This is a genomic window from Streptomyces camponoticapitis (genome assembly GCF_014646115.1).
Lineage (GTDB): Bacteria > Actinomycetota > Actinomycetes > Streptomycetales > Streptomycetaceae > Streptomyces > Streptomyces camponoticapitis.
In genome coordinates this window covers 200,145-213,690 of sequence record NZ_BMMV01000009.1, presented here as the reverse complement: position 1 = coordinate 213,690, position 13,546 = coordinate 200,145, and the positions used below count along the sequence as shown (strand labels likewise).

General features: G+C 71.7%; 11 protein-coding genes. 8 read left to right on the top strand and 3 right to left on the bottom strand.

Annotation, left to right across the window (positions count from 1 at the left end):
* The first annotated feature begins 66 nt into the window (after nucleotides 1–66).
* The 5 genes from IEY79_RS16780 to IEY79_RS16760 all read left to right on the top strand — a co-directional run bounded on the left by IEY79_RS16780 (nucleotide 67) and on the right by IEY79_RS16760 (nucleotide 6,667).
* Nucleotides 67–912, top strand: coding sequence for a DegV family protein (locus IEY79_RS16780; protein WP_189108289.1), 846 nt, complete (start codon nucleotides 67–69; stop codon nucleotides 910–912).
* 326 nt (nucleotides 913–1,238) lie between these two features.
* Nucleotides 1,239–2,147, top strand: a complete 909-nt coding sequence (locus IEY79_RS16775) for a ComEA family DNA-binding protein (RefSeq protein WP_308426672.1) — start codon at nucleotides 1,239–1,241, stop codon at nucleotides 2,145–2,147.
* Nucleotides 2,144–4,666 (top strand): ComEC/Rec2 family competence protein, encoded by a 2,523-nt coding sequence (locus IEY79_RS16770; protein ID WP_189108287.1) that lies wholly within the window; start codon nucleotides 2,144–2,146, stop codon nucleotides 4,664–4,666. The genes IEY79_RS16775 and IEY79_RS16770 overlap by 4 nt, the downstream gene beginning before the upstream one ends.
* A 106-nt stretch (nucleotides 4,667–4,772) precedes the next feature.
* A complete protein-coding gene (locus tag IEY79_RS16765) occupies nucleotides 4,773–5,600 on the top strand; it encodes an arylamine N-acetyltransferase family protein (RefSeq protein WP_189108286.1) in 828 nt (275 codons plus the stop codon).
* Between the two features lie 185 nt (nucleotides 5,601–5,785).
* The gene (locus tag IEY79_RS16760) at nucleotides 5,786–6,667 is read left to right on the top strand and encodes a YceI family protein (protein ID WP_189108285.1); all 882 of its coding nucleotides are present in this window, start codon (nucleotides 5,786–5,788) and stop codon (nucleotides 6,665–6,667) included.
* Nucleotides 6,668–6,730: 63 nt separating this feature from the next.
* On the opposite strand, the gene IEY79_RS16755 is transcribed toward IEY79_RS16760, so the two are convergent.
* Nucleotides 6,731–6,985, bottom strand: a complete 255-nt coding sequence (locus tag IEY79_RS16755) for a hypothetical protein (RefSeq protein ID WP_189108284.1) — start codon at nucleotides 6,983–6,985, stop codon at nucleotides 6,731–6,733.
* 68 nt (nucleotides 6,986–7,053) lie between these two features.
* On the opposite strand from IEY79_RS16755, the gene holA reads away from it, so the two are divergent.
* A complete protein-coding gene (gene holA, locus IEY79_RS16750; protein WP_189108283.1) occupies nucleotides 7,054–8,040 on the top strand; it encodes a DNA polymerase III subunit delta in 987 nt (328 codons plus the stop codon).
* A 273-nt stretch (nucleotides 8,041–8,313) separates the two neighbouring features.
* Here the strand turns inward: holA and rpsT are convergent, their stop codons facing one another.
* Nucleotides 8,314–8,580 (bottom strand): 30S ribosomal protein S20, encoded by a 267-nt coding sequence (gene rpsT / locus IEY79_RS16745; RefSeq protein WP_189108282.1) that lies wholly within the window; start codon nucleotides 8,578–8,580, stop codon nucleotides 8,314–8,316.
* A gap of 199 nt (nucleotides 8,581–8,779) precedes the next feature.
* Between rpsT and lepA the strand changes: the two genes are divergently transcribed.
* Both lepA and IEY79_RS16735 read left to right on the top strand, forming a co-directional pair.
* Nucleotides 8,780–10,645 (top strand): translation elongation factor 4, encoded by a 1,866-nt coding sequence (gene lepA, locus IEY79_RS16740; protein ID WP_189108281.1) that lies wholly within the window; start codon nucleotides 8,780–8,782, stop codon nucleotides 10,643–10,645.
* Between the two features lie 246 nt (nucleotides 10,646–10,891).
* A complete protein-coding gene (locus IEY79_RS16735; protein ID WP_189108280.1) occupies nucleotides 10,892–12,781 on the top strand; it encodes an AMP-dependent synthetase/ligase in 1,890 nt (629 codons plus the stop codon).
* A gap of 51 nt (nucleotides 12,782–12,832) precedes the next feature.
* Here IEY79_RS16735 and IEY79_RS16730 read toward each other — a convergent pair whose 3' ends face one another.
* Nucleotides 12,833–13,534 (bottom strand): response regulator, encoded by a 702-nt coding sequence (locus IEY79_RS16730; RefSeq protein ID WP_189108279.1) that lies wholly within the window; start codon nucleotides 13,532–13,534, stop codon nucleotides 12,833–12,835.
* Nucleotides 13,535–13,546: the final 12 nt, after the last annotated feature.

Below are 13,546 nucleotides of genomic sequence, written 5' to 3'. Positions count from 1 at the left end.
TCGAATTCGGCGGGCGTGGCGGGGCCGGGCTGCCGACCGGCGGTCGCGGCGGGTAACCTCCCGCTCATGTCCCGCCATGTCGCGATCGTCACCGATTCAACGGCCTACCTGCCGCCCCAGGCGATGGAACGCCATGGCATCACCGCGGTGCCGCTGACCGTCGTACTCGGCGACCGGGCGCTCGAAGAGGGCACCGAGATCTCGGCGAGATCGCTCGCGCTCGCGCTGCAGAAACGGCGCTCCGTCACCACCTCGCGGCCGAGCCCCGAAGTGTTCGCCGCCGCGTACCGGGCAGCCGCAGAGGCCGGGGCAACGGGCATCGTCTCCCTGCATCTGTCGGCGGAGTTCTCCGGGACGTACGACGCCGCGGTTCTCGCCGCGCGGGACGCGCCCGTGCCCGTACGGGTGGTGGACACCGGCATGGTCGCGATGGCCCTCGGCTTCTGCGCCCTGGCCGCGGCCGAGACTGCGGAGGCGGACGGCACGCTGGACGAGGCGGTGGCGGCCGCGGAGAAGCGGGCCGCCGGGACGTACGCGTACTTCTACGTCGACACACTGGACTACCTGCGGCGCGGGGGCCGGATCGGGACCGCGCAGGCGCTGCTCGGCTCGGCGCTCGCCGTGAAGCCGCTGCTCCAACTGGACGGCGGGCGGATCGAGTTGCTGGAGAAGGTGCGTACGGCGTCGAAGGCGATCGCGCGCCTGGAGGAGATCGTCGCCGAGCGGGCGGGCACCGGTCAGGTCGACATCGCGGTGCATCATCTCGCCGCGCACGAACGGGCGGCCACGCTCGCCGAACGGCTCCGGGAACGGGTGCCGGGCCTCGCGGAGATGCATGTGAGCGAGGTGGGCGCGGTGATCGGGGCGCACACCGGGCCGGGGCTCCTGGGGGCCGTGGTCTCGCCACGCTGACCTGGTCCCTGGGGCGGAATCGCTCGTTCGAGTGGCCGAGTTATCCACAACTGGTGAGTTATCCACGGTAATTCGGCGTCTTCGGCGAGATCGGCCGGGAGTGCCTACCGTCTGGAGGCATGACTCTTCGATCACACTCCGTGACCAGCGGCCCCGGCCGTGCCCCGACGTCCGACGGACGTGTCCGTGGTGCGCGAGGGGTCCGGCGCGTCGGCCACGGTCGAGGCCGGCCGTTCGTCTCCTCCGCGCCGCGCTCGCGCCGCGGGCGCGCGGGGACGACACCCGCGACGACGGCCTTACGCCGCCGCGCCGATGCTCTCCTCGCCGTGAGGCCGGGAGGTGCGACGCCGGGCGATGCGGCGGCCGGCGGGCTCGCCGACGCGGGGGCGGCTCGGGTGGCCCACGCGGTGGGCGGTCCGGCTCCGGCGGTGATCCCGGGGGCGGTGTCGGCTCCGACACCGAGCCCGTCGCCGGCAGCCCCGTCGCCGCCTCCGGCCGGGCCGGAGGCCGGGCGGCGTGAGCGGGTGTGGTTGGCCGTACGGGAGCGGCTGCCGTTGTGGGTGCAGCTCAGATGTGGGGTGGAGCCGAAGACACTCGCCGCGCTGGCGGTGGTGCTGGTCGTCGCCGCCGTCCTGGCGGCCCAGCATTTCTGGTCCGGCCGGCCACAGCCGGTCAGCGCGCCCGAGACGGTCCGTGAGGAGGTGGCCACGACCGGGCCCGCGCGGGAACCCGCACCGTCTCCAGGGGAGCCTCCCGCTGCCGCGGCCCCCTCGTCGGGCAGGCGCGTGGTGGTCGATGTCAGCGGCAAGGTGCGCAGTCCCGGTGTCCACCGACTGCCCGCCGGGTCGAGGGTGACCGACGCGCTGCGGGCCGCCGGGGGAGTCAGGCCCGGCGCCGATCTGACCGGGCTCAACCGGGCACGCGTGCTGGTGGACGGCGAGCAGGTGGTCGTCGGCGTCCCCGCGTCACCGGGGCAGCCCGCAGCCGGAGGGGTCGGCGGGGGCGCCGTGGGGCCGGGCGCGGGCGGCGCGGGCCCCGGCGGGGCGCCGGTGAGTCTCAGCACCGCCACCGTGGAACAGCTCGACACCCTGCCCGGAGTCGGCCCGGTGCTCGCGCAGCACATCGTCGACTACCGCACCCGGCACGGCGGATTCAGGTCCGTCGACGAACTGCGCGAGGTGAACGGGATCGGTGAACGCCGGTTCGCCGACATCGAGCCCCGTGTGCGGCCGTGACCCGCGCGGCCGTACACGCCTCATCCGGGCATCCGCTGGGTGCCGCGGCCCCTCGCCAGGAAGGCCCGGCCGACCTGCGGCTGGTCCCGCCCGCGCTGGCCGCCTGGGCCGCCGCGGCGCTGGCGGCGGGCGCACCGGGGGGCTGGATCGCCGGTGCGGTGCTGACCGGGCTGGCCGTGGCGGGTGTGCTGCTGGTGCGGGCGGCTCTCCTGCCGGGCCCCGTGACGGGAAGGCATGCGGGTGCTCGGCCGGGGGACGCACGGCGGCGGGTGAACGGTGTGGCTGTGGCCGCCGCGCTGCTCTGCGCCGTCGCCGGGGCGGGATCCGCCTGGCTGCACGGCGCGGACCGGCACCGAGGGCCGGTGCCCGGACTGGCGGAGGAGTACGCACGCGCCACCGTGGAGCTGACGGTCACCTCCGACCCGCGTCCCATCAGACCGCGGGTGCACGGTGACAGGCTCTCCTCGGCGGGCCTCGTCCTGGACGCGGACCTCACGCGCGTGACCTCCCGGGACGGAGCCGCCACCGCCGTCCGTACGCCGGTGCTCGTCTTCGCTGGCGCCGGGGCGGGGGACGGCGCCAGGGCCTGGCAGCGGCTGCTGCCGTCCACCGGGCTGAGGCTGGCGGGTCGGCTGGCGCCACCGGCGGAGGGGGACGAGAGGTACGCGGCGCTGCTGCGGGTGGAGGGCGGTGGGCCGCCACAGGTCGTACGCCCGCCGACCGACGTGCAGCGCACGGCGGGCCGGCTGCGCGCGGGGCTGCGGGAGGCGACGGAGGGGCTCCCGCCGGACGCCCGCGCCCTGCTGCCCGGACTGGTGGTCGGGGACACCTCCCGTATCCCGCCCGAGCTGCACGACGCGTTCACGGCGACCGACCTCTCCCATCTGCTCGCCGTCTCCGGAAGCAATCTGACGATCGTCCTCGCCCTGCTCATCGGGCCGCCGGGGCTCGCGCTCAGGGCCGAGCGGCGCGGACTCGCCCCGCGTCTGGGGATCTCACTGCGGTCGACGGCCCTGCTCGGCGGGGCGCTCACACTCGCCTTCGTGGTGGTCTGCCGGCCGGAGCCGAGCGTGCTGCGGGCGGCGGCCTGCGGACTGATCACCCTGCTGGCCATCGGCACCGGCCGGCGCAGATCGCTGATCCCGGCGCTGGCCGCCGCCGTCCTGCTCCTCGTTCTCTGGGACCCGGCCCTGGCGCGCAGCTTTGGCTTCGTGCTGTCCGTGCTCGCCACGGGCGCGCTGCTCACCATCGGGCCGCGCTGGAGTGCGGCGCTGCGGCGGCGAGGGGTGCCGCCCCGGCTCGCCGAGGTGCTGGCGGCAGCGGCGGCGGCGCAGGCGGTGTGCGCGCCGGTGGTGGCGGTGTTCGCCGCGCGGGTGAGTCTCGTCGCGATCCCCTGCAATCTGTTCGCGGAGCTGGCGGTGGCGCCGGCGACGGTGCTCGGGTTCGCGGCGCTCGCCACGGCGCCGGTGGCGATGCCGGTGGCCGAGCTGCTGGCCCGGTGCGCGGGCTGGCCCGCCGGATGGATCGCCTCGGTCGCGCGTACCGGCGCGGCACTGCCCGGGGCCGAGTCCGAGTGGCCCGGCGGGTGGCGGGGCGGGGCGCTGCTCGCCGTCGTCACGGTGCTCGTCGTGTACGCGGTACGGCGCATACGGGGCCACCCATGGGTCGCCGCCATGTGCGCGGTGCTCCTGCTGCTGGCCGTCCTGCGGCCGGCCCCCCTCACCCGGATGGTCACCGGCTGGCCGCCGCCGGGCTGGGCACTGGCGATGTGCGACGTCGGGCAGGGCGACACGCTGGTGCTCGCGGCCGGTGAGGGAGCCGGTGTGGTCGTGGACGCCGGTCCCGATCCCCTGCTGGCCGACAGGTGCCTGCGCGACCTCGGGATCACCCGTGTACCACTGCTCGTCGTGAGCCATTTCCACGCCGACCATGTCACCGGACTGCCCGGGGTGCTGCGTGGCAGGAGGGTCGGTGCCATCCAGACGACCACTCTTCAAGAGCCGTGGGAGCAGAGCGAGTTCGTACGGCGGACGGCGCGGGAGGCGCGCGTGCCCCTGGTGCGCGCGATACCGGGGGAGCGGCGCCGGGTCGGGCCGCTCGACTGGCGGGTGCTGTGGCCGAGGGCCGGGCCCGGGCTGCGCGCGGGCGGACCGAACGACGCGAGCGTCACCCTGTTCGTCCGGACGGTGGGCGGTCCGACGCTGCTGCTGCTCGGTGATCTCGAACCGCCGGCCCAGCAGGGGCTGTCGAGGGACCACCCGTCGCTGCCGCCGGTGGACGTACTGAAGGTCGCGCACCACGGCTCGGCCTTCCAGGACCCGGGGCTGCTCCGTGAGTTGCGGCCCCGGCTGGCCCTGATCTCCTGCGGCAGGGACAACCCGTACGGCCATCCCTCACCGCGCACCGTCGGCGCGCTGAGGGCCGGGGGAGCGGTGGTGATGCGTACCGACACGGACGGCGCTGTCGCGGTGACCGGCGCGGGGGCCGGGCTGCGGGCGGTGCCACGCGGGCCCGGCTGACGAGGGAAGGGGTCGGGGAGGCGGCGCCGGCCGGGCGGTCCCCGCCTTCCGGACCAGGACGAAGGACGCATGGTGGGAGAGGAGAACGCCTTGCGAGACTGAGCACATGGACATGTCTCGGAGCATTTCCGACTATCTGCGCCGTATCGGCGCCGACCGGCCGCCGGTTCCGGACGCCGCGGCGCTGCGGGATCTTCAGTTTCGGCATCTGCTCACGGTGCCGTTCGAGAATCTCTCGATCCACCTGGGCGAGGAGATCGTCCTGGAGGACGCGGCGCTGGTCGCCAAGGTCGTGGAGCGGAGGAGGGGAGGTTTCTGCTACGAACTCAACGGTGCCTTCGCTACGTTGCTGCGCGGACTGGGCTTCCGGGTGACGCTTCTTCAGGCCCGGGTGTTCACGCCGGACGGTGGGCTGGGAATCCCGTACGACCACCTGGCGCTCCTCGTCGAGACGCCCGCCCCGAACGGGACCGGGCCCGGAGAGGGAAGGCGGCGGTGGCTCGCGGACGTCGGCTTCGGCAGTCACCACTCCTACCCGCTGGCCTTCGATGAGCGCGGTGACCAGGACGACCCGGCCGGCACGTTCCGCGTCGTGGAGGCCCCGGACGGCGACCTGGATGTGCTGCGGGACGGGAAGCCCCAGCTCCGTATCGACCGGCGGCCCCGTGTGCTCGCCGACTTCACCGCCGGATCCTGGTACCACCGGACCTCGCCCGACTCGCCGTTCACCCGGTCCCTGGTCTGCTCCCGGAACACCCGGGACGGCCGGATCACGCTCACCGGCGACCGGCTCGTCACGACGGTGAACGGTGAGCGGCACGAGCGGGAGCTGGTCGGGGACGCCGAGGTCCTGGCCGCCTACCTGGAGCACTTCGGTCTCGACCTGGACGAGGTGCCTCAGGTCATGGCCGGTCGGACGAGGGGAAGGTCGTGAGGGAGAGGACGTAACCGGACGTCGGGTACTTGCGGGTAGGTGACTGGCCAAACCCCCTTCGAGCGCGCGTGTTTGCCCTGAACGGCACAAGGGTGATCGAATGCCTATTCGTCAAAGGTCCGTGTATTCGGCAACGATGAGATGCCGCGCACGGACGCTGGGTCCCAGCACGGGGGTGGGCAGGAATGTTCGGACGTTGGTTCGGCGGGCGCGCGGCAGCCGCGGCGGAGGCCGGGCCTCTCGCGGGCGTGGCGGTGCCGCCCACTGCGGGCGTACTGAGCTGCCGCGTTCTCGATCCGGGCGGCGAACCCGTCCAGCGGGCCGAGTTCATCCTCAGCGACAGCTCGGGGCGGAAGGTCGTCGGCGGGGAGACCGATCCGTTCGGCTCGGTCATGGCGACCGTCCCGGCCGGTGAGTACCGGCTCGCGGTCACGGCCGACGGCTTCACGCCCTACCGCCGCAATGCCACGGTGAGCGAGAGCGCGCACGCGGGCGTCGGCGACGTGACCCTCCAGATCGCGACGCCCCCGCCGCTCCCCGAACCGGGGGAGTGGGAGATCGAGCCGATGCACTCCCAGATCGGCTTCACCGCCCGCCATATCGGACTGGCACGGATCCACGGCCGGTTCAACATCTTCGCCGGCGCCGTGCGGATAGCGGAGCGTATGGACGAGTCCGCGATGCACGTGATCATCGACGCCTCGTCCATCGACACGAACGTCAGGATGCGCGACGACCATCTGCGCTCGGCGGACTTCCTCGACGTGGCGAACTATCCGACGCTGGAGTTCTACAGCGAGCGCTTCGTCCACCGGGGCGGCGGCCACTGGGGCGTGACCGGCGCGCTGACCCTGCACGGCGTCAGCCGTACGGTCACCCTGGACACCCGCTACCTGGGCATCGGCAGCGGCATGGAGGGCGAGACCCGCGCGGCCTGCCGCGCCACGACCGAGCTGCACCGGGAGGACTTCACCCTCACCTGGCAGACGATGGTCGCCCGTGGCATCGCCGTCGTCGGCTCCAGCATCGCCATCGATCTCGACGTCCAGATCGTCCGTAAGTCCTGATCGCCCGCGGGTCCCGAGACCCGGGGGCGTCACCATCGTCCGTAGGACCCGAGACCCGGGGTGTCACTCCTCGGGCGGTGCTTCGAGCCACCCCTCGTACTCGGCCGCGAACGCGTCCAGCGCCGCGGGGTCGAGCCGCGTCGCCGCGTCCTCGATCACCACCAGCCACTGCGCGTCCTCCGCGTCGTCCTCGCCGGCCAGGGCGTCCCGTACGAGCTGGGGCTCCTCCACCACCCCGAAGCGGTCGGCGAGTTCACTCGCCACCTCCTCGGCGGCGTCGCGGTCAGGCAGCACCAGTACATGTCGAACATCGCTCACCCGCCCATTCTCCCGTACCCGGCCGGCACGCGGAGCGCTGTCGGTGGGCCGTGCGATGCTGGACCGCGATGGCCACCAGGAAGACTTCCCCCGACGATCCGCTCGCCCCTCTCACGCTCGCCGTGGGCCAGGAGGACCTGCTGCTGGACCGTGCCGTCCAGCAGGTCGTGGCGGCGGCCCGCGCCTCCGACCCGGACACGGACGTACGCGACCTCTCCTCCGACCAGCTCCATCCCGGCACCCTCGCCGAGCTGACGAGCCCGTCGCTCTTCGCCGAGCGCAAGGTCGTCGTCGTACGGAACGCGCACGACCTCCCCGCCGACACGATCAAGGACGTCAAGGCGTACCTCGACGCCCCTGCCGAAGAGATCACGCTCGTCCTGCTGCACGCGGGCGGGCCCAAGGGCAAGGCCCTGCTCGACGCCGCCCGCAAGGCCGGCGCCCGGGAGGTCCCCTGTGCGAAGACGACCAAGCCCGCCGAGCGGCTCAACTTCGTCCGCTCGGAGTTCCGCACGCTGGGACGGTCGGCCACGCCCGAGGCCTGCCAGGCGCTGGTCGACTCGATCGGCAGCGATCTGCGGGAGCTGGCGAGCGCGGTGTCCCAGCTCGTCGCGGACGTCGAGGGCGCGATCGACGACGCCGTCGTCGCCCGCTACTACACGGGCCGCGCCGAGGCGTCCAGCTTCACCGTCGCCGACCGGGCCGTGGAGGGCCGCGCGGCCGACGCGCTCGAAGCGCTGCGCTGGTCGCTGTCGACCGGCGTCGCGCCCGTACTGATCACCAGCGCCCTCGCGCAGGGCGTGCGCGCCATCGGCAAGCTCTCCTCGGCGCGGGGCGGCCGGCCCGCCGATCTCGCGCGTGAGCTGGGCATGCCGCCGTGGAAGATAGACCGGGTGCGTCAACAGATGCGCGGCTGGACCCCGGACGGGGTGGCGACGGCGCTGCGCGCGGTCGCGGAGGCCGACGAGGGCGTCAAGGGCGGCGGCGCGGACCCCGAGTACGCGCTGGAGAAGGCCGTCGTGACGGTCGCCCGCGCGGCCCGCGCCGGCCGCTAGGTCGTGCCCGACACACAGCGACGTCCGGACGCAGGGCATCGCGCGCCAGGCGGGATTTGCCGGACACGGCCTTGAGGCCCCGCCGCGGCGCGGACCCGCATGCCGAAGGCCCCGGTACGCCGTACCGGGGCCTTCGTCGTCAAACCTGGCTGGACCCGCACCCGCGTGGCGAACGCAGTCGTGCGCGGCTCCGAAAGACACCGGTCAGGAGCGGTAGAGAGGGCCCGCTGAGTCCGTTCCGGCGGTTGGAATCAAGAGTGAGCAGACAGTCGCTCAGCCCTGCAGGGCGGCAACCTTCGACGCCAGCGCCGACTTCTTGTTGGCGGCGGCGTTCTTGTGGATGACACCCTTCGAGGCAGCCTTGTCGAGCTTGCGCGACGCCTCACGGACGGCCACGTTCGCCGTCTCGACGTCACCGGCGGCAACGGCCTCGCGGGCCTTGCGGATAGCGGTCTTGAGCGACGACTTGACGGCCTTGTTGCGCAGGCGCGCCTTCTCGTTGGTCTTGTTCCGCTTGATCTGGGACTTGATGTTCGCCACGAAACGCCTTTTCAGGTTCGATGATCTTTGAATGAGCGCCCACGCCGAGACGGCAGCAGACACAGCTGACAACGCTACCAGTCGCCGCCCGACCGGCCCAAACCGGGCGCAGCCCCGTACCCGTGGGACGATGGAGCCTACGTATCGATCCGATCGACCCGAGACGAGACGCCGCGCGTCTCAAGAATCAGGACCCTGCGTGCCCGCGACCCCTACCAACGTGCCCGAGCCGAGCCGTACGGACCCGGCGCTGCTCCGCAATTTCTGCATCATCGCGCACATCGACCACGGCAAGTCGACGCTCGCCGACCGGATGCTCCAGCTGACCGGCGTGGTCGACCAGCGGCAGATGCGTGCCCAGTATCTCGACCGGATGGACATCGAACGCGAGCGCGGCATCACGATCAAGTCCCAGGCGGTCCGGCTGCCGTGGGCCCCCAACGAGGGTCCGGACAAGGGAACCACCCATGTCCTGAACATGATCGACACCCCGGGCCACGTGGACTTCACCTACGAGGTGTCCCGCTCCCTCGCCGCCTGTGAGGGCACGATCCTGCTGGTGGACGCCGCGCAGGGCATCGAGGCACAGACCCTCGCCAACCTCTATCTGGCGATGGAGAACGACCTCACCATCGTCCCGGTGCTCAACAAGATCGACCTGCCGGCCGCGCAGCCCGAGAAGTTCTCCGAGGAGCTGGCGAACCTGATCGGCTGCCAGCCGGAGGACGTGCTCAAGGTCTCCGCGAAGACCGGCGTCGGCGTGGACATCCTGCTCGACCGGGTCGTCAAGGACGTACCCCCGCCGGTCGGCGTCGCCGACGCCCCGGCGCGCGCGATGATCTTCGACTCGGTGTACGACTCCTACCGGGGCGTCGTCACGTACGTACGTGTCATCGACGGTCAGCTCAACAAGCGCGAGCGCATCCGGATGATGTCCACCGGCGCCACCCACGAGCTGCTGGAGATCGGTGTCTCCTCGCCCGAGATGACCCCGGCCGACGGTCTCGGCGTGGGCGAGGTCGGCTATCTCATCACCGGTGTGAAGGACGTCCGCCAGTCCAAGGTCGGTGACACGATCACCTCCTTCAGCAAGGGCGCGACCGAGGCGCTGGGCGGCTACAAGGACCCCAAGCCGATGGTGTTCTCCGGCCTCTATCCGCTGGACGGCTCGGACTACCCCGAGCTGCGCGACGCCCTCGACAAGCTCCAGCTCAACGACGCGGCCCTGGTCTACGAGCCGGAGACCTCCGCCGCTCTCGGCTTCGGTTTCCGCGTCGGCTTCCTCGGGCTGCTGCACCTCGATGTGATCCGGGAGCGGCTGGAGCGCGAGTTCAACCTCGACCTGATCGCGACCGCGCCGAACGTGGTCTACCGGGTGGAGATGGAGGACGGCAAGGAGCACACCGTCACCAACCCGAGCGAGTTCCCCGAGGGGAAGATCGACTCGGTGCACGAGCCGGTCGTCCGGGCCACGATCCTCGCGCCCAGCGAGTTCATCGGCTCGATCATGGAGCTCTGCCAGACCCGCCGCGGCACGCTCCTCGGTATGGACTACCTCTCCGCCGACCGGGTGGAGATCCGCTACACCCTTCCGCTCGCCGAGATCGTCTTCGACTTCTTCGACCAGCTGAAGTCGAAGACCCGTGGCTACGCGTCGCTGGACTACGAGCCCACCGGCGAGCAGAGCGCCCAGCTCGTCAAGGTCGACATCCTGCTGCACGGCGACAAGGTCGATGCCTTCTCCGCGATCACGCACCGGGACCAGGCGTACGCGTACGGCGTACGGCTCGTCGCCAAGCTCAGGGAGCTCATCCCGCGCCAGGCGTTCGAGGTGCCCATCCAGGCGGCCATCGGATCCCGGGTCATCGCCCGCGAGACGATCCGCGCCATCCGCAAGGACGTCCTCGCCAAGTGCTACGGCGGTGACATCTCCCGGAAGCGCAAGCTGCTGGAGAAGCAGAAGGAGGGCAAGAAGCGGATGAAGATGGTCGGCAGCGTGGAGGTCCCGCAGGAGGCGTTCATCGCGGTGCTGTCGAGCGACGAGTCGTCGAGCAAGAAGAAGTGATCGCGGGCGCGTGCCGGGTTGGGACCGGAGGCGACGGGGAAGTGACTCGCGAGTAGGACCAGTCGGGTCCGGGCGCACAGGCGCGCGGGCCCGACGCCCGTTCACGGGTCTTGTTCGTTATGAAGCGGGTCCCCGCGTCCCCTTACGTACCGGGCGGGTCCGCTCTAGTCTGATCACTGCTCGATGGTTACTCACCAGTTAAACAACAAGCCAGTCGCGCAAACATTGCGGGGCCCGGAGGACGTCGTGAGCGACACAAAGACCTTGATCGAGAATCGGCCGCCGTCAGTGGCGACCCTCTTCATTGAGCGCGTGGCGGCCACGCCGGACGCGGAGGCGTACCGCCATCCGGTCCCTCCCGCCACGGGTCAGGGCCCCGACGACTGGAAGTCCCTGAGCTGGGGCCAGGCCGCCGTGCGGGTGTACGCGATGGCCGCCGGTCTGATCGCGCTGGGCGTACGGCCCGAGGAGCGTGTCGCGCTCGCCGCCGCCACCCGGGTCGAGTGGATCCTCGCCGACCTCGGTGTGATGTGCGCGGGAGCGGCGACGACGACCGTCTACCCCTCGACGAACGCCGAGGAGTGCGCGTACATCCTCGCCGACTCCGACAGCCGCATCCTCATCGCCGAGGACGCCGAGCAGCTCGCCAAGGCGCGCGAGCGCCGGTCCGAGCTGCCGAAGCTCGCCCATGTCGTGGTGATCGACGAGGCAGGCGCGACGCCGGCCGAGGGTGACCCGGACGGCTGGGTGCTCTCCCTCGCCGAGCTGGAGAAGCGCGGGACGAAGTATCTGGAGGAGCACCCCGAGGCCGTCAAGGAGCGGGTCGGCGCGATCACCGCCGAGCAGCTCGCCACCCTCATCTACACCTCGGGCACCACCGGCCGCCCCAAGGGCGTACGGCTGGCGCACGACAACTGGTCGTACGTGGCGAAGGCCATCGCGGGCACCGGGCTCGTCACCAACGACGACGTCCAGTACCTCTGGCTGCCGCTGGCGCACGTCTTCGGCAAGGTGCTGACCTCCGGCCAGATCGAGGTCGGTCATGTCACCGCGGTCGACGGCCGCGTCGACAAGATCATCGAGAATCTGCCGGTGGTGCGCCCGACCTATATGGCGGCGGTGCCCCGCATCTTCGAGAAGGTCTACAACGGGGTCGCGGCCAAGGCGCGGGCTGGCGGCGCGGCGAAGTACAAGATCTTCCAGTGGGCCGCGGAGGTGGCCCGCGAGTACGCCAAGGTCCGCCAGGACAACTTCCGCCACACCGGCACCGCCTCGGTGCCCTTCGGCCTCCGCGCCAAGCACTCCGTGGCCGACAAGCTCGTCTACGCCAAGCTCCGCGACGCGTTCGGCGGCCAACTGCGCGCCGCCGTCTCCGGATCCGCCGCCCTCGCGCCCGACATCGGCTTCTTCTTCTCCGGCGCCGGAATCCACATCCTGGAGGGCTACGGCCTCACCGAGTCCAGCGCCGCGAGCTTCGTCAACCCGGGCGAGGCCTACCGCACCGGCACCGTCGGCAAGCCGCTGCCCGGCACCGAGGTCCGGATCGCCGACGACGGCGAGATCATGCTGCGCAGCCCCGGCATCATGGACGGCTACCACGGCCTGCCCGAGAAGACCGTCGAAGTCCTCGAATCCGACGGCTGGTTCCACACCGGCGACATCGGGGAGCTGTCGGTCGACGGCTATCTGCGGATCACCGACCGCAAGAAGGACCTGATCAAGACCTCCGGCGGCAAGTACATCGCACCGGCCGAGGTCGAGGGCCAGTTCAAGGCGGTGTGCCCGTACGTCTCCAACATCCTGGTGCACGGCGCCGACCGGAACTTCTGCACCGCGCTCATCTCCCTGGACGAGCCGTCCCTGCTCGGCTGGGCGGCCGAGAACGGCATGGAGGGCGCCTCGTACGCCGACGTCGTCGCGTCGCCGCGGACGAAGGAGCTCATCGAGGGCTATGTGAAGGAGCTCAACGAGGGCCTTCAGCGCTGGCAGACGATCAGGAAGTTCCGGCTGCTGCCGCGCGACCTGGACATCGAGCACGGCGAGCTGACGCCGAGTCTGAAGCTCAAGCGGCCTGTCGTGGAGCGGGAGTACAAGCACCTGCTGGACGAGATGTACGAGGGCACGCGGGAGGCGTAGACGCGTATACGCGCCGTACATCAGTACGCGGGCGGGGCCGGCGGCCGGGATCTACGGCTGGAGGCTCCGTCCGCGGCGTAATTCTCGCAGTATGTTGCCGAGCCCGGCCACGTGTTCGCGCAGCGCCGCCAGGTCACCGGGGCCGCGCAGGGTGTCCGTGCCGCCCTCGCCCTCGGTGCCGTCCGCGCCCGCACCGCCGCCGGCGGAGCCGCCGCCGTGCCCGACCGGACCGTCACCGCCGAGCATCGACTCGATCGCGGCGAGCCGCCGGGCCATCTCCGCGAGCTGTGCGTGGTCCCGGGCCGGCAGGGCCTCCAACTGGCGGTTCTTGCGGTGCAGTTCGAGGAAGACCGTCACCTTGGCGCGCAGTACCCACGGGTCGAACGGCTTGGGGATGAAGTCGGCCGCCCCGGTCGCGTAGCCGCGGAACGTGAATCCGCTGTCGGGATCGCTCCCGGTCAGAAAGATGATCGGGACGTCCTTCGCCTGGTCCAGCCGCCTGATGCCGGCGGCGGTGTCGAAGCCGTCCATGCCCGGCATCCGTACGTCCAGCAGGACCAGCGCGAACCGCTCGCGGCGCAGCGCCCGCATCGCCTCCTCGCCCGAACGGGCGCGTACCAGCGGGACGTTGAGGGAGGCCAGTACGGCTTCGAGTGCGAGGAGATTCTCCTCCATGTCGTCGACGAGAAGGATTCCCGCGCGGTCCTCGACAGGGGTGTCAGTGGCTGGTTCGGTGGGTATCTGGGTGCTCATCGTGGGTGGCGT

What these genes read in the sequence shown, in the direction of transcription:
- IEY79_RS16780 (WP_189108289.1), top strand. Translation starts at nt 67, where the DNA reads ATGTCCCGCCATGTCGCGATCGTCACCGATTCAACGGCCTACCTGCCG.
- IEY79_RS16765 (WP_189108286.1), top strand. Translation starts at nt 4,773, where the DNA reads ATGGACATGTCTCGGAGCATTTCCGACTATCTGCGCCGTATCGGCGCC.
- IEY79_RS16760 (WP_189108285.1), top strand. Translation starts at nt 5,786, where the DNA reads ATGTTCGGACGTTGGTTCGGCGGGCGCGCGGCAGCCGCGGCGGAGGCC.
- holA (WP_189108283.1), top strand. Translation starts at nt 7,054, where the DNA reads ATGGCCACCAGGAAGACTTCCCCCGACGATCCGCTCGCCCCTCTCACG.
- IEY79_RS16730 (WP_189108279.1), bottom strand. Translation starts at nt 13,534, where the DNA reads ATGAGCACCCAGATACCCACCGAACCAGCCACTGACACCCCTGTCGAG.